This is a genomic window from Helcobacillus massiliensis, assembly GCF_033106145.1.
Classification (GTDB): Bacteria; Actinomycetota; Actinomycetes; order Actinomycetales; family Dermabacteraceae; genus Helcobacillus; species Helcobacillus massiliensis.
Map to the genome: position 1 here is coordinate 38163 of NZ_CP136959.1, position 23315 is coordinate 61477.

23 protein-coding genes and 1 tRNA gene are annotated in these 23315 nt (G+C 67.7%); 13 read left to right on the forward strand and 11 right to left on the reverse strand.

What is annotated here, in order from left to right; translation table 11 throughout:
• Nucleotides 1–32 precede the first annotated feature (32 nt).
• Genes R3I40_RS00185 through R3I40_RS00195 form a run of 3 tightly spaced genes read left to right on the forward strand, consistent with a single transcriptional unit; the run spans nt 33 to nt 6060 of the window.
• A complete protein-coding gene (locus tag R3I40_RS00185) occupies nt 33–749 on the forward strand; it encodes a DUF4194 domain-containing protein (RefSeq protein ID WP_259922583.1) in 717 nt (238 codons plus the stop codon).
• Nucleotides 749–4123, forward strand: coding sequence for an ATP-binding protein (locus tag R3I40_RS00190; RefSeq protein WP_396349493.1), 3375 nt, complete (start codon nt 749–751; stop codon nt 4121–4123). Before R3I40_RS00185 ends, R3I40_RS00190 begins: the two co-directional genes overlap by 1 nt.
• Nucleotides 4124–4125: 2 nt before the next feature.
• On the forward strand, nt 4126–6060 hold the full coding sequence (locus tag R3I40_RS00195) for an Ig-like domain-containing protein (RefSeq protein ID WP_285262310.1): 1935 nt from the start codon (nt 4126–4128) through the stop codon (nt 6058–6060).
• 5 nt (nt 6061–6065) lie between these two features.
• Here R3I40_RS00195 and R3I40_RS00200 read toward each other — a convergent pair whose 3' ends face one another.
• From R3I40_RS00200 to R3I40_RS00215, 5 genes are all read right to left on the reverse strand, one after another.
• Nucleotides 6066–7502, reverse strand: coding sequence for a beta-N-acetylhexosaminidase (locus R3I40_RS00200; protein ID WP_285262309.1), 1437 nt, complete (start codon nt 7500–7502; stop codon nt 6066–6068).
• A gap of 483 nt (nt 7503–7985) precedes the next feature.
• Nucleotides 7986–8270 (reverse strand): GNAT family N-acetyltransferase, encoded by a 285-nt coding sequence (locus R3I40_RS11535; RefSeq protein ID WP_396349475.1) that lies wholly within the window; start codon nt 8268–8270, stop codon nt 7986–7988.
• Nucleotides 8271–8406: 136 nt separating this feature from the next.
• On the reverse strand, nt 8407–9282 hold the full coding sequence (locus R3I40_RS00205) for a CPBP family intramembrane glutamic endopeptidase (RefSeq protein ID WP_285262308.1): 876 nt from the start codon (nt 9280–9282) through the stop codon (nt 8407–8409).
• 229 nt (nt 9283–9511) lie between these two features.
• A complete protein-coding gene (locus tag R3I40_RS00210) occupies nt 9512–10735 on the reverse strand; it encodes an IS110 family RNA-guided transposase (protein WP_183375371.1) in 1224 nt (407 codons plus the stop codon).
• A gap of 285 nt (nt 10736–11020) precedes the next feature.
• A complete protein-coding gene (locus R3I40_RS00215) occupies nt 11021–11188 on the reverse strand; it encodes a hypothetical protein (protein ID WP_183376152.1) in 168 nt (55 codons plus the stop codon).
• A gap of 255 nt (nt 11189–11443) precedes the next feature.
• Here R3I40_RS00215 and R3I40_RS00220 point away from each other — a divergent pair, with 255 nt between their 5' ends.
• Together R3I40_RS00220 and R3I40_RS00225 are read left to right on the forward strand one after the other, a co-directional pair.
• Nucleotides 11444–11674 carry a hypothetical protein gene (locus tag R3I40_RS00220; RefSeq protein ID WP_183376154.1) on the forward strand — a complete coding sequence of 77 codons (231 nt, stop codon included), beginning with the start codon at nt 11444–11446 and terminating at the stop codon, nt 11672–11674.
• A gap of 21 nt (nt 11675–11695) precedes the next feature.
• Complete coding sequence (locus R3I40_RS00225; RefSeq protein ID WP_285262047.1) at nt 11696–11959, forward strand: recombinase family protein; 264 nt, start codon at nt 11696–11698, stop codon at nt 11957–11959.
• A 207-nt stretch (nt 11960–12166) separates the two neighbouring features.
• On the opposite strand, the gene R3I40_RS00230 is transcribed toward R3I40_RS00225, so the two are convergent.
• The 3 genes from R3I40_RS00230 to R3I40_RS00240 form a co-directional block, all read right to left on the reverse strand.
• Nucleotides 12167–12243, reverse strand: a tRNA-Pro gene (locus tag R3I40_RS00230).
• 150 nt (nt 12244–12393) lie between these two features.
• Nucleotides 12394–13365, reverse strand: a complete 972-nt coding sequence (locus tag R3I40_RS00235; RefSeq protein WP_285262046.1) for a metallophosphoesterase — start codon at nt 13363–13365, stop codon at nt 12394–12396.
• Nucleotides 13366–13367: 2 nt separating this feature from the next.
• On the reverse strand, nt 13368–15689 hold the full coding sequence (locus R3I40_RS00240) for a transglycosylase domain-containing protein (protein WP_285262045.1): 2322 nt from the start codon (nt 15687–15689) through the stop codon (nt 13368–13370).
• A gap of 191 nt (nt 15690–15880) precedes the next feature.
• Here R3I40_RS00240 and R3I40_RS00245 point away from each other — a divergent pair, with 191 nt between their 5' ends.
• From R3I40_RS00245 to R3I40_RS00260, 4 genes are read left to right on the forward strand one after another with little or no spacing between them, the layout of a single operon-like run.
• The gene (locus R3I40_RS00245; protein WP_183376162.1) at nt 15881–16180 is read left to right on the forward strand and encodes a WhiB family transcriptional regulator; all 300 of its coding nucleotides are present in this window, start codon (nt 15881–15883) and stop codon (nt 16178–16180) included.
• 10 nt (nt 16181–16190) lie between these two features.
• Nucleotides 16191–16370, forward strand: a complete 180-nt coding sequence (locus tag R3I40_RS00250) for a Sp36 family protein (RefSeq protein ID WP_183376164.1) — start codon at nt 16191–16193, stop codon at nt 16368–16370.
• Nucleotides 16367–16846 (forward strand): RidA family protein, encoded by a 480-nt coding sequence (locus tag R3I40_RS00255; protein ID WP_183376339.1) that lies wholly within the window; start codon nt 16367–16369, stop codon nt 16844–16846. The genes R3I40_RS00250 and R3I40_RS00255 overlap by 4 nt, the downstream gene beginning before the upstream one ends.
• Nucleotides 16843–17655: an MBL fold metallo-hydrolase gene (locus R3I40_RS00260; protein WP_285262044.1), complete on the forward strand. Its 813-nt coding sequence runs from the start codon at nt 16843–16845 to the stop codon at nt 17653–17655. The genes R3I40_RS00255 and R3I40_RS00260 overlap by 4 nt, the downstream gene beginning before the upstream one ends.
• Nucleotides 17656–17796: 141 nt before the next feature.
• Here R3I40_RS00260 and R3I40_RS00265 read toward each other — a convergent pair whose 3' ends face one another.
• Nucleotides 17797–18474 (reverse strand): Crp/Fnr family transcriptional regulator, encoded by a 678-nt coding sequence (locus R3I40_RS00265; protein ID WP_183376166.1) that lies wholly within the window; start codon nt 18472–18474, stop codon nt 17797–17799.
• 88 nt (nt 18475–18562) lie between these two features.
• Between R3I40_RS00265 and R3I40_RS00270 the strand changes: the two genes are divergently transcribed.
• The 4 genes from R3I40_RS00270 to R3I40_RS00285 all read left to right on the forward strand — a co-directional run bounded on the left by R3I40_RS00270 (nt 18563) and on the right by R3I40_RS00285 (nt 21383).
• The gene (locus tag R3I40_RS00270; RefSeq protein ID WP_239375473.1) at nt 18563–19237 is read left to right on the forward strand and encodes an endonuclease III domain-containing protein; all 675 of its coding nucleotides are present in this window, start codon (nt 18563–18565) and stop codon (nt 19235–19237) included.
• Nucleotides 19234–19932, forward strand: coding sequence for an NUDIX hydrolase (locus tag R3I40_RS00275; protein WP_285262043.1), 699 nt, complete (start codon nt 19234–19236; stop codon nt 19930–19932). Before R3I40_RS00270 ends, R3I40_RS00275 begins: the two co-directional genes overlap by 4 nt.
• Before the next feature lie 90 nt (nt 19933–20022).
• Nucleotides 20023–20406, forward strand: coding sequence for a cold-shock protein (locus R3I40_RS00280; protein ID WP_259922595.1), 384 nt, complete (start codon nt 20023–20025; stop codon nt 20404–20406).
• Between the two features lie 2 nt (nt 20407–20408).
• Nucleotides 20409–21383 (forward strand): DUF3027 domain-containing protein, encoded by a 975-nt coding sequence (locus tag R3I40_RS00285; protein ID WP_285262042.1) that lies wholly within the window; start codon nt 20409–20411, stop codon nt 21381–21383.
• Nucleotides 21384–21398: 15 nt separating this feature from the next.
• Here R3I40_RS00285 and R3I40_RS00290 read toward each other — a convergent pair whose 3' ends face one another.
• Nucleotides 21399–22535, reverse strand: coding sequence for a DNA polymerase III subunit delta' (locus R3I40_RS00290; RefSeq protein WP_285262041.1), 1137 nt, complete (start codon nt 22533–22535; stop codon nt 21399–21401).
• On the reverse strand, nt 22532–23281 hold the full coding sequence (gene tmk / locus R3I40_RS00295; protein WP_183376173.1) for a dTMP kinase: 750 nt from the start codon (nt 23279–23281) through the stop codon (nt 22532–22534). The genes R3I40_RS00290 and tmk overlap by 4 nt, the downstream gene beginning before the upstream one ends.
• Nucleotides 23282–23315 lie beyond the last annotated feature (34 nt).

A 23315-nucleotide genomic window follows, 5' to 3' on the forward strand; every position in this document is an offset into this window, starting at 1 on the left:
CCGGTGCACAGCCGAACGATCAGGGAGGGCGAATGAGCCAGGGATCCGAACTGGGCGAGAGCGCCCTCGAGGACTGGGGCCTCGCCGACGAGGAGGACCTCCGCAGCGCCGGCAGCACCGGCGGCGCCCTCGTCGAGGAGTCCCGACGGGTCCTGGTCGCCCTCCTGCAGGGCCCCTACCTCGACGGCCGCAAGGACACCGCCCGCTACGGGCAGCTGCTGCGCGACCGCACCGCCATCGAGAACCGACTCGCGGACATGTTCCTCGAACTCATCGTCGATGACGACTCCCAGGTCGCATTCGTGCGCCAGAGCGAGAGCGACCCGGACGCCCCGAAGCTGCTGCGCCGCCTCAGCGGCCTCAACCGCCTTGACTCCGTTCTGCTGCTCGTGCTGCGCCAGCACCTGCTCACCCAGGCGTCCCGCGGGCAGCGCGCAGTGGTCAGCGAAGCGGAGCTGCTGGCGGCGCTCGCGGCCTACCGCCGCACCGACTCCACCGACGAGGCGGGCTTCGCGAAGGACGTCCGCCATTCGATCGCCAAGCTGCAGCGGGCGGCCCTGCTGGAGGAGCAGGGGGACTCCTATGAGGTCTCGCCCGTGCTGAAGCTGATGATCACCCCGGACACGGCGCGCGAGTTCATCGAGCTGTACCGCGGCGCCGGTGTCGATGTGGAATCCGTCGGCCTCGACACCGACACCACCGCAGACACCGATGCCGCCGACGCCGACGACAAGGAGGATCAGCAGTGATCCAGCAGAGCCTGCTCGACGACGAGACCCCGTCGGCCCCCGAACAGCCGCCCGTCACCGACCCCGACCACCCGCACCCCGGCCAGTGGCGCCTCAACCACGTCCAGCTGAGCAACTGGGGAACCTTCCACGGCACCCACGACCTCGACATCTCGTCCAAGGGCTTCTTCCTCACCGGCGGCCCCGGCACCGGCAAGTCCACCCTCCTGGACGCCATCAGCGCCCTGCTGACCCCGCCGCGCAGCCTTCACTTCAACGCCGCCGCGTCCGACGCGGGTCCGCGCCAGAAGAAGTCCCGCCGCACCGTCGCCTCCTACGTGCGGGGAGCCTGGGCGATGCACTACGCCGCCGACACCGGCGAGTTCAGCCAGGAAGTGCTGCGCGACGGCACCACCCTGTCCGTCATCTCCCTGCGCTACGGCAACGGCCGCGGTGACCTCATCCAGCTGACCCGCATGCTGCTCCTGCACGCCGGCCATACCGCCGACTCCGACGTCAAGAGCCTCTATGTCATCTCCGACCGAGCCTACGACGCCGCCGAACTGCGCCCCTTCGTCACCACCAGCATCGAGGGCCGCGCCCTGGAGAAGGAACTGGCCGGCACCGAAGTGTTCCGCCAGTTCCGCGACTACCGTGCGCGCTTCTCCCAGCTGCTCGGCATCCCCGACGAGAAGGCCCTCAGCCTCCTGCACAAGATCCAGTCCGCGAAGGAGCTCGGCGACATCAACGCGCTGCTGCGCGACTACATGCTGGAGGAGCCGCGCACCTTCGACCTCGCCGACCAGGCGCTCGCGAACTTCCAGAACCTCTCCGAGGTGTACGCCGCGCTCGTCACTGCCCGTGAGCAGAAAGCGGTCCTCTCCGGCCTGAAGGACGCCCACGCCACCTGGCAGGACGCCCAGCAGCGCGGTGGGGAGCTGGTGGACCGTCGCGGCGACATCGACGCGTTCGCCGCCGAGCACCTCGTGCGGCTTCTCGCGGAGGAGAACGACCGCCTGCAGAGTGAACAGGACCGCCTGCGGGCGCAGCAGAACCGCGTCAGCTCCGACGTCTCCGAAGCCCGCGAGGACCTCGCGCAGCTGAAGGAGCAGCGCCGCTCCGCCGGCGGCGGCGAGATCGACGACTGGAAGAAGCAGATCGCCGGTCTCGAAGTGGAGCGCGACCGGCGCCGCTCCCGCGCCACCGAGTTCTCCAGCCAGCTCGCCACCGTGGAGCTCGGCAGCCCCTCCAACGAGGAGACGTTCCTGTCGCTGCAGCGCGATGTTGCGCGCATGCGGGACGGCCTCACCGCCGACGAGAAGAACGACCACCAGCGCCAGTGGGAAGCGGAAGCGCGGGTGCGGGAACTCGCCGCCGACCTCGAGGGCACCAAACAGGAGCTCGCCTCCCTGTCGTCCCGCGCCTCCAACCTGCACAGTGACGACATCGCGGTGCGGGACCTCCTCGCGAAGCGCGTCGGAGTGCCTCCCACTGATCTGCCGTTCGCCGCAGAGCTTCTGCAGGTGCGCGCAGGGGAGGAGAAGTGGACCGCGGCAGCTGAGCAGGCGCTGCGGGGCCTCGCCCGCTCCATTCTCGTGCCCGAGCGGATCTACCGCGCGTTCGCCGGCGAGATCAATGAGATGAAGCTGCGCCGGCGCGTGTCCTACAACCGCGTCAACACGGACGCCCGCCAGCCGGCCCGCCAGATCCGCCCCCGCACCCTCGCGGAGAAGATCGAGGTGAAGGACGGGGAGTTCCACGCCTGGCTGTCCGGTGAGATCGCCTCCCGCATGGACTACGTGTGCGCCGAAGACCTGCAGGAGTTCACCACCCTGCCGCGCGCCGTGCTCCAGTCCGGCCAGATCAAGCACTCCGCCACCCGGCACGAGAAGAACACCGACCGGCAGATCAACGACCGCTCCCAGTGGGTGCTCGGCTTCGACAACCGCGCCAAGCGCTCCGTGTTCGAACGGGAGCGCACCCGCGCCGAACAGGCCCTGTTCGAGGCGCAGGCCCGCCGCAAGGACCTCGAGCAGGAAGCGGCTGCCCGCCGCGACAAACTGTTCGCCCTCCAGGCCATCAGCGCCGTCACCTGGGACGACATCGATGCCGCCTCCGTTGCGCGCCGCATCGCCAACCTCGGTGAGATGGTCCGCGCCGCGGAGCAGGGATCCGGCGCCCTGTCGGAGCTGGCGCGCCAGATCGACCAGGTGGAGAAGGAGATCAGCGAGGGCGACCAGGAGCTGCTGGACATCACCGGACAGCTGGGCCGCATCACCGAACAGCTGGAGCAGGCCACCAGCCGCGCTGCGGAAGCGGAGCAGCGCCTGGAGACCCGTGAGATCAGCGAGGAGACCCGCGAGGACCTCACCGAACGGTTCCGCGCGATCTCACCGACTCTGCGCCTGTCCACCATCGACCGCGTCACCAAGGACGCCTCCGCCACCCTCGACGCGGAGCTGATGCAGCTCACCCGTGCGCAGTCCCGTGCGGAGGAGGACATGCGCACCTCGATGCGGGAGTTCGCGCGCCGCTGGCCCGCCGAAGGCGCCGACACCGACACTTCCCTCGAGGCGGCCGGTGACTTCCTGGCGATCCTGCAGCAGATCGAGGAGGAGCGCCTGCCGGAGGTGGAGGACCGATTCTTCGAGTTCTTCACCGGCAACACCCTCGGGGACGTGCAGGCGCTCGCCACCGCGATCGCGCGCGAACCCGCGCAGATCCGCAAGCGCCTGGAGAAGATCAACGAACTGCTGGCGCAGGTGGAGTTCCACCGGGGCCGCTACCTGCAGCTGTCGATGCGTCCCGTGCACCTGGCGGCGCTCGACGACTTCAAGCGCGCCCTGGACGATGCCGTGGGGGCGACGCTGGAGAACGACCTGTCGAAGGACAGGGAGAAGGCGGAGGAGCGGTTCCAGGCGCTGCAGACCCTGATGGACATCATCACCCGGGCCCGTACGAAGGACGACCTCGCCTCCCGCGTGATCCTCGATGTGCGCCGCCACGTCCACTTCCACGCCGAAGAGGTCGACGAGGCCGGCACCGTGGTCCACGCCCACGAGTCCGGCGGCCCCCTCTCCGGTGGTCAGAACGAGCGCCTCACCACGTTCTGCCTGGCGGCGGCGCTGCGCTACCAGCTCGCCGGCACCGGTGCGGACGTCCCCGTGTACGCCCCCATCATCATCGACGAGGCGTTCTCGAAGGGCGCCGGCAAGTTCATCACCGCCGCGATGGAGTCGTTCCGCCACTTCGGGTTCCAGGTCATGCTCGCCAACCCGGGCAAGAACCCGCAGGCGCTCGCGCCGTTCATCGGCGGTGTCGGCGTGGTCGCCATCAAGGACGACCGCTACTCCTCGGTGTCCCCGATCCGCTTCGTCCCAGCCGACGGATCCTGACGGTGACCCGTCGCAGCAGCACCCTGGCAGCGGCCGCGCTCAGCGCGGTCCTGCTGGGCGCGCCCGTCGCCCTGAGTGCGGCTGCGGACCCCGCGGCGGCGGCTCCCACCGCCCAGCCCGACCTGCCGACCGAGGGCTTCGGCGACGTCGACGGCTTCGAAATCCCCCTCGACAGCACCGAAGTGAAGAGCACCCCCGGCTCCGCCGCCCGCTTCGATCTCGCCGACCACATGTCCACCGCCGAACTCCAGCAGCTCGACCTCACCACCCTCAGGTTCGACAACGGCCTCACCCACCAGGCCGTCTCCGGGCAGGGAACCTGGTCGATCAGCGGCACTACCATCACCTTCACCCCAGAAGGATCAGGCCAGCAGGGCCCGCGCAAAGCCACCATCCGAGTGAAGTCCGAGAGCGGTCGCAGCTCGCTGCCCACCACCATCACCGTCTCCTACCCGAGCCTGCCGTACCGCCAGATCACCGCGAGCGAAGGCGACGCCATCAGCGTGGACCTCGGCATCGACGACGAACTCGTCGACCCGGGCAGCATCCGCCTGTCCCTCGACTCCATGCCCGGCGGCACCGTCCAGACCGACAGCGGCCGCCGTCTCGTCGTGCCCGGGGAAGGCACCTGGTCCCTCTCCGCCGACGGCCGCAACGCCGTGTTCACACCCCAGCAGCCGCGCCTCGGGCGCCAGCCGTCCACCGTGTCCTTCAGCGGCACCGACCGCAACGGTCAGGTCCTCACACCGGGGAAGATCCGGGTGGTTACGCCCGCGGTCCCGGACATCGTCTCCTCCGCACCGTTCGGCGATCGGGTCGAATTCGACCTCGGTGCGAAGGCGCAGAACATCGACCCGGCCACCTTCGAACTCGTCCCCTCCCTCTCCGACGACACCACCACCGTCAACAAGGCGAAGGACCGCGTCACCGTCAAGGGGCAGGGCACCTGGGCGCTGAACCGCGACGCCGGTACGGTCGTGTTCGCCCCGGAGCACTCCTCCGTGCACGCCGTCTCCTCCATGGGTGTGCGCGGCTCCGACGCCTCGGGCCACACCGCCTCCATCGGCGCGCTCCAGGTCGGGTACCCGCAGCTCAGCGCCCAGAGCCAGCCCCTTGTGTGGGGCGAAAAGGCGCTGTTCTACCCCCTCGATGGGTCCCTGCACGTGCAGCAAGAATCGCTGCAGTTCTCCACCGTCAACATGCCCGACGGGTCCGAACTGTCCAGCGACGGCACCCTCCTCACCGTCCCCGGTGAAGGCGAATGGGAGTTCAACAAGGACACCGTCGCCGTCACGTTCACTCCGGTGAAAGGGCTGAAGAAGTCGCCCACGCCCGTCACCTACACGGTCAACGGCAGCGCCTCCGGCAACATCGGCGCCTCCACTCTCGGTGTCCAGTACGCGAGCCGGGTCCCCACGCTGCGCGACGACGACGTCCAGACCGGGTCCGAAGAGGCCCAGACCATTGACGTGCTCGCCAACGACACTCCTGCGGCTGCCGCGGATCCGTTCGACGCGGCGACCCTGGAGCTGCATTCGGCCCGGGCCACCAACATCAGTGAGCTCACCACCGGCACCGGCCGTCGCCTCGAGATCCCCGATGAAGGGGTCTGGGAGGTCACCGATGCCGGCGCGGTCCGCTTCACCCCCGTGCCCGGGTTCCGCGGCCGCACCACTCCAGTGGAGTACCACGTGAAGGACCGCAGTGGTCTGCACTCGCGGGCTCGGGTGGCGGTGTCGATCGACCCGCAGCTGGTGGGGGAGAACAGCTCGAAGGAGTCATCCAGCGGCATCAACGCGCTGCTCGCGGGCCTGCGCCCCGAGGACTCCACGATGTTCGCGGTGTACACGTCGGTGACGGCGCTGCTGATCTTCTCCGGCAGCGTGTCCCTCTGGGTGGGGCGGCAGATCGAACGGGGCCGGCGCTCGCAGCGCTGACCGCATCAGTCGTGCGGCTGGATCCCCAGCTGCCGCAGAACACCCGTCTGCGCCTCAACGCGCCGCTTCGCGTCCTTCACGTCCTCCAGCTGACCGTTCCAAGCGCGCTCCGCGACCGCCACGAGGCGCGGGAACAGCATGCGGTGCAGGTGCTCCTCATCCGCCACGTACTCCGTCCACATCTGCGCCTGAATGCCGAGCACACCGCTCTGGTCATCGACGTCCTGACCGGCGAGCTCGGCGGAGAGGATGTCCTTCACCGTCAGGACCTGGTCGGTCTGCGCGAGCGGCTCCCCGCGGCGGGCCTGAGCACGGTCCAGGTACAGGTGCTCCTGGTTGCCGATGACGGTGGAGAAGCGCCGATCCAGCGACACCTGCACACCGTCCACGGACCGCCAGTTCATAACCACGACACCGTCCGGGACGTGGCGCTCCAGCGCCTCATCCCACACAACTGCGGTCTTGCCCGCCTTCTGCAGCTCATCCACCGCCATGCCCATCAGATGGCCCTGCAGCGCTTCAAGGCGCTCCAGACCCCACTCCTCCAGGCGCTCCGGCACCTGGGGGTTGTGCTCCCACTCGGTCATCGGCACCTCGTCACCGCCGATGTGGACGTACGGGGAGGAGAACACCTGCGCCGCCTGCTGCACCACGTCGCGAATGAACGCGATCGACGCATCCGACACCCCGAGGATGTGCTCGGAGATGCCCCAGGTCTCTCGGACCTTCAGCTGCCGCTGCGGGTCGTTGCCGATCTCCGGGTAGGCGGCGACGGCCGCCTGCACATGGCCGGGCAGGTCGATCTCCGGGACGATCCGGATGCCGAAGTCGGCCGCGTAGTCATCGAGCATCCGCAGCTCGGCTTGCGTGTAGAAGCCGCCGTGGCGCTCCTGGACGTACTCATCGGCGTCGGTGAACGTCGGCTTGCCGACGACCGTCGCGTCGCGCCACGCGCCCACCTCGGTGAGCCGCGGGTAGCTGCGCACCTCGAACCGCCACCCCTGGTCGTCGGTCAGGTGCAGGTGCAGAACGTTGAGGCGGAAGATCGCCATCGCTTCGATGATCGTCTTCAGCTCGTCGATGGGGCGGAAGTGCCGCGCCACATCGAGCATCAGTCCGCGCCAGGCATGCAGCGGACGATCCGAGATCACCACCCCGGGGATCGCGACTTCCCCGGTCAGGGCGCCGGTGGCGGCGCGGGCGGACAGCACGATCTGGGCGAAGGCGTTGCGGCCGTCGGCGAGGGCGCTGTCACTGCCGGCGGTGATGGAGGCGCCCGTCGGGTTGATGGTGATGGAGTATTCGTCGGCGTCGAGGTCGCTGTTGAGGCCGACGGACACCTCCTCGAACGGGTCCGTGGTGACCCAGTCCTCGCGCATCCACAGTGCGGAGTCGGGGGCGGGAAGGAGCGGCAGACGGGCGGGGATGCGCGAATCGTTCATGCGCCGATTCTGGCAGGCCAGGCTGTGTGCCCGCGCACATTCCCGAAACGCGGTGCGGGAACGATTCGTCTGCGCGTTCGGGATTCGGCGGCGGAAAAAGCCCGAATGCGCACACCGATCGTCATGAGGGTGGGGGATGGGGGCCGACGGCTGCCGCTCGCCCTGGCAGGCGCAGCAGCAAGAAGAGCCCCGATCTTCCGGAGCTCTTCTCTCTGACCGCTGTCCGACTCATCGACGGGCGATGGTTCGTGCAGCCACCTGGTCGCCCTTATTCATCTCTGTTCAAATGAATAGGGAACAGAGGTCAGCGTCACTCAGATCCGCGAGATTCTGTGCAGTTCCGGGGATCGACCGGCTTCTACCACGGCACCCAAACCTCACCGGAAGTGGACGCGCCTTAGGCCCGAACAGCGCCAGGAGGTGGTGGATCGCTACGAAGCGGGCGAACACACGACTACGTTCGCAATACTGTTCGGGAGATTCTTAGACCTGGGTGCTTCGTTGGTAGTTCAGTGGTTCGACTTCCTTGCCTGATGGGGCAGCGCTCACATTTCGGTCTACAAGTTCGAAGCCTGCCCGCTCCAATACTCGCTGAGACGCGGTGTTTTTTGGAATAGTCCGTGCTGTGAGGTTCGGGATAGAGCTTTCTCCAATGAACTCCACGGCAAGTTTTAGGGCAGCGCTGGTCACCCCTTTGCCTCGGTGACTGGGGTTGAGCCAGAAGCCAGGGACTGGTGAGGATACGCCGACGGTAGATCGTGCTGTCATTATGACGTCGATTATGAACGGTTGCTGCGTTACTGGCAAGGCGCAGGCTGTAGTCAATAGACAACAGCCTGGCTCTGTTTCTCCGCGCTGTCAGAACCGAACTCGGGCAAACACACCACAGTAGACCGACCCGCGATTAGTCGCGCTTGTAGCCAAGTCGGCCGCGCGTCACAATAATCGCAAGGGCGGCAATCGCGGTCATTCCGATGGCGGCCGGCCAGTTGTTGACCACTGCCTCTCCGGTCAAAGTCGCAACAACGAACAGCGCCCAGTTAACGGTGTTGTGGCCGAGGATTGCCAACAGCACACTCCCACGCGCCACGTTGACAAGCCACGACAGAACGACCGACAGGCTCACGACAAGAACGAGATACGCAACGAGCTGACCGAGGTCGCCCCGGGCAGTGTCCCACTCCTCAGTAAAGAACAGCGGTGTGTGCCAGAAGCAGTGCACCACGCCAAGAACCAGCGCGGCCACGATCGGATGAAACATGTTCTGCAAGCGAGGAAGTGTGAAGCCTCGCCATCCCGGCTCCTCTTGGAAAGGGCCACCGAGAAGATAGATGAAGAATGTGCTCGCGAGCGTCCCCACTACGCTGAAGGAGATAGCTTCTCCAATCGACAGCCCGCCAGGAAGAAGGGAATAGCATCCGATAATTGCCGCGGGGATAACAAGAAGCGCGAGCACATATGCAAGCTTCTTTGCGCGCCACTGAGTGATGGTGTGCCACAGCCGCTTCACACCGTCGCGACCTTCAACGATGCGTGTCACGAGGAATGCTGCAAGGAACGGCCCGGCGAACAATCCGAGCTGGTTGATGCCCGCAATCGCACTGAACGGCAACTCGTAGGAGAAGAGGCCCAGCCCGCTCGATGAGAGCCACCACGGGCTCCACGCGAGCCAAGAGCCGAAATACGCAAGTGTGAAGAAGGACAGCAGCGGATGCCGACGAATCAAGCCTGTGAAGCTGCGGCCCGTCCCCGTGGCTGTGGTTGCGGCGTCATTTATCACCGAGTCTGTGTCCTTCGTCTTTGCCGCGTGGGGTGTATCCCAAGTCTTTCATGTTCTACGACTGGCTACAAGGGAGAGCCCAACGATTGTTAAGGTGCTTTCGGTCTTCCCCTCGCTATTCGTTCTCACAACGCCGACCTGCGCTCGCTCACCGCGCTCGGGGCACGCTCTCCGAGCGGCTCGGCGGCCTCCAACGTGCTCGATGAGGGGGGTGTCCCTATGTTTCGAGTCAAGCCGCGAGAGCGGTCGGCTCGGGGGTAGGGGCGGTTGTCGGTGGCTGGTAGTAGGTGCCGTCGCGGAGCATGGCGTAGATGACGTTGCAGCGGCGGCGGGCTAGGCAGATCACGGCGGCGTTGTGCCGTTTGCCTTCGGCGCGTTTGCGATCGTAGTAGGCCTTGGAGATGGGGTCGTGGTTGGAGGCGACCCAGGCGGAGTAGAACAGGGCGTTCTTCAGGCGTTTGTTCCCTGACCGGGCGGGGAACTCTCCGCGGATCGAGGTGCCTGATCTGCGGGTGACCGGCGCGATCCCGGCATAGGCCGCGAGGTGGCTGGCGGACTCAAACGCGGAGCCATCACCGATCGCGAGGAGGATCTGGGCGGCGGTCTTGATGCCGATCCCCGGCATGCTCATCAAGACCGAGGCGAGAGGGAAGTCCTCCAGCATGCCCTCCACTTCGTGGGCCACGGTCGCGCGCTGTTCTTTCAGCTCTTTAACCTGGCCAGCGACTCGGGGGATCACCAGCTCAACCGCTGCGGTGGCGGGCACGATGACGGTCTGCTCGCTAAGGGCTGTGAAGATCTGCTCGACCAGCGTCTCGGGGTCGCGGCGTGAATGCGCGCGGGCGAACCGCAGCACCTTCCTTCGGCCGGCACTTCGGAGGCCGGTGGGTCCGCCAAACTTCTCCAGCAGGTCCAGCACGAGCCCAGTGGAAAGCTTCCCGCCTGCGAAGACGCGCTCGAGCGCGGGGTGGATCTGGGTGAGCAGGGACCGGATCCGGTTCAGCGCCCTTGTGGTCTCGTGAGCGAGGTCCTCATCGAACCCGGCCAGAACCTTCAGCGCGGAGAGGACCTCGCTGTCACGATCGACCTGCCGGAGGGTGTGAGGCATGGTGCGGGCCGTGTCGGCGATGATGAAAGCATCCCGCGCATCAGTCTTTGACCTGCCCGGATACAGATCCGCGGCCTTCCGCATCGCCAATCCGGGAAGGTAGGCGACTGTGCAGCCGGTATCCCGGGCCACCGCGATCGGCAACGCTCCGATGGTGTTCGGCTGGTCGACGACCAGCAGCACTTCGCCGTGGTTCTGCAGCTGGGTGAACAGCTCGCGAAGTTTGGTCTCGTCCTGCGGGAGGGGCTTGTCGAACAGCTTGTTCCCCTCCGGGTCGAGTGCGCACGCGTGGTGAGCTGTCTTCCCGACGTCCAGGCCGATCACGACCGCGAACCCTGTGTTCATGACGCTGTCCTCCTCATCACTGCTGGCCGCAGTCTCGACACCCGATGCCGGCACCCACGTTACGAAGAGACCTCAGACAGAGCTGGGCCGTGTCCCTATCAGCGGTCAACGCGTGTCTCTCGACCGGGCGGCAACACCCCCCGGACCATCAATGGCAGGGCAACAAAGCCATACCCGGCCGAGCGACCAGACCCCGTCCATCGGGGTGCTCACAAGGTAACGGGGCGGCAGGTCTGGGCTCGACTGTGACAGTTCGTGCTCCTTGATCTGACCGCCCCTGCATGATCAGGCAGATGCCTGCTTAGGTGATTCGGAAGCAGACGTAACTCCGCTGCTTCCGAGAACGGCCGCGATTGCGTTGCGCTTCGTCTCAGCCTCGCGTTCGATCCTGTCGCGCACCTGTTCCGCCCGTTCGAGCGCGGCGCTGCTGCCGGTGGTGGTGTGCTCGCTCATGGCGATCCTCCTTCATGCGTGCGGCCCGCGATCTATATCGATTACGTTCGAACCGCATGGCAGCAACGAGGTGTCCCGAGTATGACTCGATTCTTCAGATAATCAATACTCCGTTCGGTGGTGTTGTGAGAACTACGGCGTTTGACCTCGTAGTCTGATGCGAATCCCTTTGCTGCGTTCGTTCTGTCAAGACGTGAAAAAGAGCCCATCGTTCACCTTGAGCGGTGGGCTCTTTTCCGGTCCACGATGGGCTGAATGCGGCTGGACCGCAACCTGGATTGTGTTGACGTGGGTGGCGACAGCTTCGACATGTCCGCCGACAAGGCCCTCAAGGTCGAGCGTGGCGGCTCGGTCGGACGCGCGAAGCTCGGCTGTCTCAACGTCCGTAAAGACCTCAACGGGTGCCTCGTGAACAGCATCGACGTCGATGAAGAACGCGCACCGCTGATCGTGTGGGCGTTCGAGCAGTACGCGACCGGCCAATAATCAATCACGCCGCTCCAGGCCATGCTCGAAGACCAGGGGCTCACCACCCGGCCCTCAGCGAAACGCCCCGCACGGCCGCTGTCCAGCAGCCAGCTGGCGAAGATTCTGCGCGACCCGTACTACACCGGCGTGATCCGCTCCAAGGGCACGCTGTACCCCGGCAGGCACACGCCACTCTTCGAGAAAGAACTCTTCCTGGCGGTGCGGAAGATTCTCGACGGACGCAACCGGCGCGGGGGAGAACGCCGTCGCAGACCTCGTCGCCGGGGAACAATTCACGGCTGAGGAACTCGCCGCGATCCGCACCGAGGCTAGCGCCACGCTCCACGAATGGCGCACCCAGCACCGCTTACGACACCGCGCCAACAGCGCAGCAGGCCAGCACGAAGCACGTCGGGAAAAGAAAAGGAGCCTCCCGCATTTCTGCGGAAGGCTCCTCATCTGTAGCACTTCACCGGCCTACTCAGCCCACAGGATTGAATAGGCCTGTACTGGTCGGGGTGACAGGATTTGAACCTGCGACCTCTTCGTCCCGAACGAAGCGCGCTACCAAGCTGCGCCACACCCCGTGACCGTCCGCTCACGCGGACCCCTCAACTGTACATGTCCCCCGGCAGCGGCGCGAATCGGCGCCGAGTGAGTGTGACCACTCACTCGCATCAGCGTGCGCTCCGACACCCTCTGGTGCACGTGGGGGGGGCGGCAGCGGCGAGCGGGCCTCAGGCGCGGCGCTGCTTGAGCGTCAGCAGGGTCGCTTCGGGGCGGTTGAACATCCGCATGTTGTAGAACGGGTTCGCGCCGAGGCCACCGCTGACATGCAGCGGCACACCGTGGTGCATCGACACGCCCTTCGCCTGCGACCGGTGCAGGTCGCAGTTCGTCACCAGTGCACCGAACCACGGCAGGGCCAACTGGCCGCCGTGGGTGTGCCCGGCGAACAGCACATCGGAGCCGTCCTCCACCATCTCGCGGATGACCCGCTGATACGGCGCATGCATCACCCCGACCCGCAGGCGCGGACGCCCCTGGGCTGCGACGTCGCCGGCGGGGGAGGGCTGGCCGACGGAGTCCCCGCGACCATCGGGCGCCGGGAACTCGTCATGGTCCAGGTGCGGATCATCCACGCCGACGAAGTCAACGTCGCAGCCGGACATCTGCAGTGTGCCACGCGCATTGTTGAGCTCGAGCCAGCCTGCCGCGGTGAACGCGTCGGTCATCTGCTCCGTCGGCAGCGGCGGATCCTTCGGACCGCCCTCCTCGCGAGGGTCGGGCAGGAAGTACCGGAACACGTTGCGCTTGCCGGCCGCGTACTTGTCGTTCGAGCCGTTCACGAACACGCCCGGACGCTCCAGCAGCGGCCCCAGCGCATCCAGCAGCACGGGGATCGCGGCGGCGCTGGAGACGTTGTCACCGGTGTTCACCACCAGGTCCGGCTTCATGGTGGCGAGATAGCGCAGGAACTCGATCTTGCGCTCCTGTCCCACGGCGAGGTGGATGTCGGAGATGTGCAGGACCCGCAGGCGGCCGGCACCCGTCGGCAGCACCGGGAGGGACAGCTCCCGCACCTCGAACAGGTTCGGCTCGATGTGCCGAGCCCACACGTGCGCACCAGCAGCGACAGCGAACCCTGCCGCGCCGACAGCGGTCGCCGCAATGCCCACCGGCGAACGGGAGAGGGGCAGGCCCGTCACGATCAGTCGCCCTCCTGGCCCGGGGCGGTGGTGTCGCCTTCGGCGGCATCGGGACCCGTCGGCTTCTTGCCGCCGGATTCCTGCTCCACCTGCTTCTCCTGTGCGGCGCGCTCCTGCGCGTCCTGCTTCTTCTCCGCTGCATCTGGCTTCGGAGGCTCCGGCGGGAACGGCTTGTTCGGCAGGCCCTCATGTGAGCGCTTCATGTATTCATGCCAGGTCGGCAGGGACACCGTGTTGCCCCACACGTGACCGCGGCGGAGCGGCTGACCGTCCACGTTGAACCCACCCGGGCGGGTATTGGAGGTCGGGTTGCCGAACCACACAGCGGTCGACTCCTGGCCGGTGAAGCCCACGTACCACGTGTGGAACTGGCTGCCGGAGGTTCCGGTTTTGCCGCCGGCGTCGTGGCCGGGGATGGTCATGCCCTTACCGGTCGCCTTCGGGTCGGAGAGGTCCTGCATGAGCGTCCACGACATCGCGTCCGCCACTTCCGGCTTGATGACGTCCTTGCACTCGCCGCCGGTGATCGGCAGCTCCTCACCCTTGCGGTTGGTGACCGAGGTGATCGCCACCGGGCGGCAGAACTTGCCGCCGGCCGGGTAGGTCGCGTAGGCGGCGGCCATGTCCAGGGCGGAGATGTTCAGCTCGCCGAGCGCCAGCACGGCGGGGGAGAGGTCCGTCTTGTACATGTCCTCCACGGGGACGTTGAGGTTCTCCTTCTTGGAGGTGTCCCAGTACGCCGGAACCGCGCCCATGGAGCGGGCCGTGTCGGCGATCTCGCACAGGTCCGAGCGGTGAGCGATGCGGGCGTAGGAGGTGTTCACCGAGAACTTCGTGGCGTCCAGAACGGTCTGGTTCGGAGGCAGGGAAACGCTCACGGCGTTGTCCGGGTTCCATCCGGCACCTTCGAACCAGCGGCCTGAGCCGAGGCACTTCGCGGGGAACTCGCGGAACACTTCGCGGTTCGTGGCGACCGTGTCCCAGATGGACCCGCCCTGCTGCAGATAGGTGGTCAGCACGAACGGCTTGAACGTGGAGCCCACGGGGAAGCCGCTGCCGCCGCCCATGTGCTTGGGGGCGTTGAAGTTCAGGGACGTCTCGTTCTCCTTGGCGTCCTGGCGCGGGTTGTACACGCGGTTCTGCGCCATGGTCAGGATCTTGCCGGTGCCCGGCTCCACGCTCACGACGGTGTGGCCGAAGCCGTTGGAGTGCTCGGCGGGGACGCGGCGGTTCACCACGTCCTCGGCGATCTTCTGGCGCTTCGGGTCGAGCGTGGTGGTGATGGTGAGTCCGCCGCCGTACAGCAGCTTGCGGCGCTCTTCGAACGTGGGCGCGAACGCCGGGTCGCTCAGCAGGGACTTCGTGACGTAGTCGCAGAAGAAGCCGGAGCCCTCCGCGTCCGCACAGCCGGCGGTGATGTTCTTGACCTTGAGCATGTCCTTGATGGGCTGCTCGGAGTACTTCTTCAGCTCCGCGTCACTGATGTAGTCCTCGGCCCGCATCTTGCGGAGGATCTCGTTGCGACGCTTCTTCGCGTTCTTCGGGTGCGCGACGGGGTCATAGTAGTTCGGTGCGTTCGTGACGCCCGCCAGCAGGGCGGACTCGCCCGGGGTGAGGTCCTTGGCGCTCTTGGAGAAGTAGTGCTGGGCGGCGGTCTCCACTCCGTACTGCGACGGCCCGAACTGGGCGGCGTTGAGGTACCCCGCGAGGATCTCCTCCTTCGACAGCCGCTTCTCCACGGAGATCGCGAGCTTCGCTTCGCGCAGCTTGCGCGAATAGGACTGCTCGGTCGCCTTCTTCATGGCCTCTTTGTCGCCGCGCTGCATGGCGTCGGCCAGCAGTGCGTTCTTCACGTACTGCTGGGTGAGGGTGGACGCGCCCTGCGTGTCACCGCCGCGCGCGTTGGAGGCCAGGGCGCGCAGCGTGCCCTTGGCGTCCACGCCCTGGTGCTCGTAGAAGCGGCGGTCCTCCACGGCGATCACAGCGTGCTGCAGGTGGGGGGACACCTCCTCCAGCGGGACCATGATGCGGTTCTCGGAGTAGAAGGTGGCCAGAAGGGTGCCGTCGGACGCCTTGATATGGGACGCCTCGTTCAGCGGCTGGACTTCGAGCTGGCTGGGCAGCGAGTCGAACAGCTCCGCGCCGTCTTTCGCGGCGGTGGAGGTGAGCGCCACCGCGGGCAGGAACAGCGCCGCGATCATGACCCCGGCCAGTGTGCACACCGCTGCAAGCCCCGCGAGCAGGACGACGATCTGCGAAAGCGCGAGCGACACCGAGTGCTGCTCGCCGGCGGGGCGCTGATGCGGTGCTTCGGTCTGGGCCATGCGATCCAGAGTACCCAATGGACCCCCTCCAGTCGCGCACGCGAGGTGAACACCATGTGGGGGTGGTGCGTGGGGGCGTCGGGGCCGACGGGTCCTCCAATCAGTCGCAGCCCCCGTTTTGTGAAAACGCTGCACAGCTCCCTAGGATGTAGGTCACATTCGAATCAGTGTCGATTCCAAGGAGCACATCCGTGACGGCAGTCAGCGTCCGCACACCGACCGAGGAACGGTTCTGGGCCACCGAAGGCGCCTGTGCACAACTGGACCCCGATGAGTTCTTCGTCCGCGGAGCGGATCAGCAGCGTGTGAAGCAGTTCTGCCGCGGCTGCCCAGTCCTCAATCATTGCCTCGCCGATGCGCTGAACAACCGGATCGAGTTCGGTGTGTGGGGCGGGATGACCGAGCGTGAGCGCCGCCGCCTGCTGCGGCAGCATCCCGGGGTGGTGGACTGGCTCGATGTCCTCGAAGCCGCTCACGAGAAGACCGCGTAGTCTTGGTGGTATGACTGCACACACCACATGGGAGTACCTGACCACGCCCCTGCTCATCCATAACACCAAGGCGATTCTGGACAACTTCGGCTCCGATGGATGGGAGCTCGTCCAGGTGATCCAGGGCCCGCAGGGCCCCGAATCCCTCGTCGCCTACTTCAAGCGGCCCATCATCGGAGGAGACCAGTGAGCGATCAGTCCACCGGCGCTGTTGAGAAGCGCCTCGCCGAACTCGGCCTGACCCTGCCCCAGACTGCGAAGCCGCTGGCCGCATACGTGCCGGCAGTCGTGGTCGGCAACCTCGTGTACACCTCCGGTCAGCTGCCGGTGGTCAACGGCGAGGTGCCGGAGGAGGGCGCCGTCGGCCGCGAGGTCAGCGCTGACAGCGCGAAGGAGCATGCGCAGACCGCTGCTCTGAACGCACTGGCCGCCATCAAGGCGGAGATCGGTGACCTCGACCGCGTCACCCGCATCGTGAAGCTGACTGGATATGTGTCCAGCGCCCCCGACTTCTACGGCCAGCCCGGTGTCATCAACGGCGCGTCCGAGCTGATCGGGAGCGTGTTCGAGGGTGAGGTCGGTCAGCACGCCCGCGCCGCCGTCGGCGTCGCCGCTCTGCCGATGAATGTCCCCGTCGAAGTGGACATCATCGCCGAGTTCCGGTGACCACTGGACTTCATCGGGTCCGCGCGTCCAACGCGGGCCCGATGACGCTGTCCGGAACCAATTCGTACCTCCTGACCCGCGGCGAGACCGTGTGGGTGGTGGACCCCGGTCCGGCCGATCGCGACCACCTGCAGGAGCTGCTGGACGTGGTCGTCGCGACCGGCGCCCATGAGGTCGGCGGCATCGTGCTCACGCACCATCACGCCGATCACACCGACGGTGTGGCCGCGCTGCAGCGCGCTCTGTCGGCCGCGTCGAGGCGGTCCGGTCGCCGTGAGATCCCCGTGTGGGCCGCCGACCCCCACCTCGTGCCCCGCAGCACCCCCATCCCGGACCTGATCGGCCCGATGGATGACCCCGTCGCGGAGGTGATCCGCACCCCCGGGCACACGGGCGACTCCCTCTGCCTGCTGCTGCCGGGCGGGCGCCTTCTGACGGGCGACACCGTTCTCGGGCACGGCACGTCGGTGATCATGGCCGACGGGTCCCTGCGCACCTACCTTGATGTCCTCCGCTTCCTGCGCGATATGGCGGCCGATGGCACCCTGGTGTCCATCCATCCGGGTCACGGGGACGAGATCGAGGGCCCGCAGGCGATCCATGAGCACCTCGGCGCGCTGATCGAGCATCGTGAGGCGCGAATCCGGGAGGTGCAGGCGGCGATGTGGGCGGACCTGACGGTGGATCAGACGGTGGAGCACCTGTACGGCGAGCAGCTGTCGTTCGTGCCGGAGGAGCACCGTGCGCAGCTGCGGTCCGCGGCCGCTCTCAATGTGGAAGCGGCGATCGAGTACCTGTCGGGCAACTGAACAGCCCCGACCCCGTCGGCCCCGCCGCAGCGCCCTGTCTCGCAGCGGACCCCGCTGGACAGAGAGAAGCGCCCCGTCCCCTCACCGTCCGAACCGGAACCGGTTCGCCGTGAGGGAAGCGGGGCGCTTCTTCGTGCTGGGTCAGCGTGCGCGGCGGCGCAGTCGCTCGATGTCGATCAGCAGGACGGCGCGTGCCTCCAGGCGGATCCAGGAGCGGGACGCGAAGTCCGCGAGGGCCTTGTTGACGGTCTCGCGGGAAGCGCCGACCAGCTGGGCGAGCTCCTCCTGCGTGAGGCCGTGGGAGACCATGATGCCGTCATCGGTCTGGCGGCCGAAGCGCTGCGCGAGGTCCAGCAGGTTCTTCGCCACGCGACCGGGGACGTCCGCGAACACGAGGTCCGCAAGGGAGTCGTTGGTCTTGCGCAGACGGCGGGCGAGTGATGCGAGCAGGTGGCGGGCCACCTCGGGGCGCTGCGCGAGGACGCGGTACAGGTCCTGCTGGGTCAGCGAGTACAGGGTGGTCTCGGCGACCGCGGTGGCGGTGGCGTTGCGCGGAGCCGGGTCGAACAGGGACAGCTCACCGAGGGTCTCGCCCGGGCCGAGCACAGCGAGGAGGTTCTCGCGGCCGTCACCCGACGCGTGGCCCACCTTGATCTTGCCGGAGCCGAGGATGAAGAGGCGGTCGCCCTGATCCCCCTCGCGGAAGATGACGGAACCGCGGTGGAAGTCCTCCTGCGTCATCGAGTCGAGGACGGCCTGCTTGCCGTCGTCGTCGAGCGCGGCAAACAGGGGGGATGAGCGTACGATGTTTTCGTCCACGATGATGGTCTCCTGAGCCTTGTGATGGTGTACGCATGACAGGGTACATCCCCTGATCGATCAACGGGTGAGAGAACGGAGATTCCCAGTGACCACGCCCGCTCCGAGCGGCGCCGCGGACCGCGCCCCTCTGCCCATGCCGACGGCCCGGACCGTCCTGCACGAGCTGTACCCCGACGCCGCCTGCGAACTGGACTTCACCACCGCCTTCGAACTGCTGGTGGCGACCGTTCTGTCCGCGCAGACCACCGATGTGCGCGTCAACCAGGTGACCCCCGCGCTGTTCGGCTCCTATCCCACGCCCGAGGCGATGGCGGAGGCCGAACACGCGCACGTGGCGCAGATTCTTCACCCCCTGGGCATGGGGGCGCGCCGCGCGGAACGGGTCATCCGGCTCTCCCAGCAGCTGCTCGCCGACCACGGCGGCGAGGTCCCGGACGATCAGGACGCGCTGGAAGCCCTCGCCGGAGTGGGCCGCAAGACGGCCCACGTGGTGCGCGGCAACTGGTTCGGGCAGTCCCTGCTGACCGTTGATACGCACGTGGGCCGCCTGTCCGCGCGCTTCGGCTGGAGCGCGAAGAAGAGCCCCCTGGCGATCGAGAAGGACGTGGTCGCGGTGGCGGAGGCGGCCGACGGCGACACCGACCTCACCCTGCTCAGCCACCAGATGATCCTGCACGGGCGGCGCGTATGCACGGCGCGTCGGCCAGACTGCGGCGCCTGCCCGCTGCAGGAGGCGTGCCCCCAGGTGGGGGTTGCGTGAGCACTCCGCCCAGTCCTGACAGGGTCCCCGCGTTCCTCGACGCCCTGCGCACCCGCCTCGCCGCCGAGCGCCCCTGGGCTGATGTCCCCGCCCAGGACGGCGCCGTATCCGACTCGGCGGTGCTCGCGCTGATCAGCGGCACCAGCCTGGACGACGCCGCGATCCTCATCGAGGAGCGCGCCCACACGATGCGCTCCCAGCCGGCCCAGTTCGCGCTGCCGGGCGGCCGACGGGACCCGGGCGACGCCACCGCCGAAGCCACCGCCGTGCGCGAAACATGGGAGGAGGTGGGGCTGAGCGCGGACCGCTTCACGGTGCTCGGGGCCCTCCCCCCGGTGGTGCTGGCGCTGCGGGACATCCGGGTGGTGCCGGTCATCGCGTGGATGCCGTCGGCCCCCGCCTCCCTCACCCTGAGCGAAGCGGAGGTGCACCGGGTGCTGTGCCCGCCGCTGCGGGGCCCCGGTTCGCTCAGCGACCCAGCGGTGGTGTGCTGGGCGCGGGCGATGGGCCGCAGCATGGGGGAGGCGTACGATCTGCCGCAGGACCCGGACGACCCGGATGACGATGCGTTCGTGTGGGGCTTCACGGCGGGGCTGCTGCGGCGTCTGCTGGCGGCGATCGACCCGTCGCTCGTGGTGGAGCCGACCGAGGAAAGGCCCGTTCCCGCGTACAGGGTGTGGCGGCCCGCCGGGTAGACTGGAGCGGATCAACGATCACAGATGCGTCGCGCGCAGAACCCTGCGACCGCTGACGCAGGCGAGCCGAGAACGAGGAGTGCGAGAGACGTGCCCAAGGGACGAGTGAAGTTCTTCGACGTGGAGAAGGGCTTCGGATTCATCACCAGCGAGGATCGGACCAGCGTATACGTGAACGCCTCGGTCCTCCCCGATGGTCTGACCAGCCTGCGTCCGGGCACACGCGTCGAGTTCGACATGGTCGACGGTCGCCGCGGACCCCAGGCGCTGTCCGTTCAGCTCCTGGAGCGCAGCCCGTCCGTGGCGCGCAACCGCCGCACCCCCGCGAAGGACATGGTGCTGATCGTTGAGGACCTCATGCAGCTGCTGGACGGAGCCTCGACGTCGCTCCGCCGCGGCCGCTACCCCGAGAAGCAGCAGGCGGAGAAGATCGCCTCCGTGCTGCGTGCCGTTGCCGACGATTTCGAGGCGTGAGCATGACGAAGAAGGCGAAGCTGGACGCGGTGAGCGCAGCGGCCGTTGACCTGGCCGCTGAGGCGCTCGTGGACGTCACCGAGTCAGGACAGGTGGGTGCGCATGTGCGCGCCGAAGCGACCGGCGAACGCCTGGTCACCCACGTGTTCGAATCCACCATCGAGGGCTACGCCGGTTGGTACTGGATCGTGACGCTTGCGCGCGCACCCCGCGCGAAGCAGCCGACGGTGTGCGAGACCGCGCTGGTCCCGGGCGATGACGCCCTCCTGGCGCCGGAGTGGAAGCCGTGGGCGGAGCGCCTGCGCCCCTCCGATGTGGGAGCCGACGACGTCCTCCCGTACCGCGAGTTCGATGAGCGCCTCGAACAGGGCTTCGAGCAGACCGACGCCGCGGAGGAGGACCGCGCGGTGCAGTGGGAGCTGGGCCTCGGCCGCCCCCGTGTGCTGTCCCGTGAGGGCCGCGAGGAGGCCGCGACCCGCTGGCACGGCAGCGACTTCGGACCGAAGCCGCTGTCCAACCGTCGCCGCCGCGGCACGGTGCAGGCGCACTGCTCCTCGTGCGGGTTCCTGTCCCTGCTGTCCGGGTCGCTGCGCCAGGAGTTCGGTGTGTGCACCAATGAATGGTCCCCGGCAGATGGTCGCGTGGTGTCCCTGCAGTACGGCTGCGGCGCCCACTCGGAGACCCGGTCCGGTGACGAATCCACCGGTGAGCAGCTGCCGCCGGCGGTTCTCGACGACAACGAAGTGGACTTTGTGGATCGCTTCGAGGAGAAGTCGATCATCGACGAGAAGCTCCTGCAGAAGGAGATCGAGAAGGCCGCGAAGGCGGACGCCGCCAAAGCCGACGCCGCCAAAGCCGACGCCGCCAAGGCCGAGGACGGCAAGCGCGACGGTGCTGAGGCCGATGGCGCGAAGGCCGACCAGGCCGATGACAGCACGCGCGATGACGTCGCGAACGAAGACCAGGCGAAGGACTGACCCCGTGGGCCCCGCTCAGCCGAGCGCGGCCTGAGCCAGCAGCGCCTCCAGCGCCAACTGCGGCGGCACGTTCCCGCCGATGCGCTCACGCGCCGTCCCCACCTCATCCAGCATCGCCAGGCTCGACGCCGGCGTGCTGTACTCCGCGCGCGCCTGCAGAGCATCCATCACACCCTCGTTGATGATCTCCGCGCCCGCATTCAGCTGCAGGGTCAGCACATCGCGGAACACCGAATGGATGTCCAGCAGGAACCGGTCGATCACATCGCGGGTCATGCGGGTGGCGCGCTTCTTCGCCTCATCCTCCAGCTGCTTCAGCTGCGACCGCAGCTGCGGCGGGATCCGCCCCGCAGCTTCCTGACCCGTGGCGCGCAGGAACTCCTCCTGCTGCGACTGCGCCACCCGGTCGGCTTCATCCTTCGCCTCCGCGTTCGCCGCCTCCACCAGCTTCTGCGCATATGCAACCGCGCCGCCCACACTGGTCAGCGCCAGCAGCGCCCGCGCCGCCTCCTCGCGCTGAGCCAGTGCCTCCGGCTGATGCACGTACCGGCGCGCAATCCCGATATGGCCCTGCGCTGCCCGCGCCGCCCGGCTCGCCGTCTGCGGATCCGCGCCGTCCCGGCGCGCAAGCAGGTCCGCCACATCCGCCGGCGCCGGTGTCACCAGCGTGACGAGCCGGCAGCGGGACCGGATCGTCTGCGCCATGTCCTGCGCCGACGGCACGCACAGCATCCAGATCGTCCGCGGCGGCGGTTCCTCGATCGCCTTCAGCAGCACATTGAACGTGCCCGCGCTCATCCGGTCCGCATCCTCCACGATGATGATGCGGTACGGCGCGGTCGCGGGGGAGCGCTGCGCAGTCGCCACCAGTGACCGCACCTCATCCTTCGAGATCGAGAGCGTATCCGTCGCCACCACCGACACATCGGCGTGGGACCCCGCGAGGACCATGCGGCACGCGTGGCACTGCCCGCACCCGTTGGCCTGCTCGCACTGCAGCGCCGCCGCGAACGCCCGCGCCGCAATCGACCGGCCCGACCCGGGCGGCCCCGCGATCAGCCACGCCTGCGCCAGATTCCCGCCGGGGACGAGGGCCCGCGTGAACTGCTCGATCGCGGCCCGCTGGCCGACGACCTCATCCCACACGCTCACAGCTGTCCCAGCTTCTCCGCCACCACGGCGGCGTGCGTGCGGGCCCATCCGGTGATGGCGTCCCGCAGCTGCTCAGTGACCTCATCGATCCCCGCGCCTGCATCGATCACGGCCCACCGGTCCGGCTCCTTCGCCGCACGCTCCAGGTACGCGGAACGGACGCGCTCATGGAAGTCGAGGGCCTCGCGCTCCAGCCGGTCATGCGTCCCCACATCGCGGCGCTCCGCCAGCTTCTGAGGTGCGATGTCCAGCAGCAGCGTCAGGTTCGGCATCAGACCGCCCACCGCCCACATGCTCAGCGACTCGACGTCTTCGACCGGGAGGGTGCGGCCCGCCCCCTGGTACGCGACCGACGAATCCAGATACCGGTCCGTCAGCACGATCCCGCCGGCGTCCAGATGCGGCCGGATCACCGTCTCCACATGGTGGGCGCGGTCCGCGGCGTACATCAGCGCCTCCGCGCGGTCCGCCACATGGTCCGAATGCAGGATCAGGGAACGCAGCTCGGCGCCCAGAGCGCTGCCGCCCGGCTCCTTCGTCCGCAGCACCGGCGGGCCGGTCGGAGCCCCGCCGGGCCGGGACCCGTCGGCCCCCGAGGAGAAGCCGACGAACGGGCTCTCGGGGCCGGAGAGGAACTCGTGCACGCGCGGCATCTGGGTGGTCTTGCCGCCGCCGTCGCCGCCCTCCAGGGAGATGAACAGTCCGCTCTCAGCGGTGCGGGCAGCAGGGGGAGTCAGCGAAAGCATGCCGCCATTCTCGCAGATCCCCGCGAGAGAACCC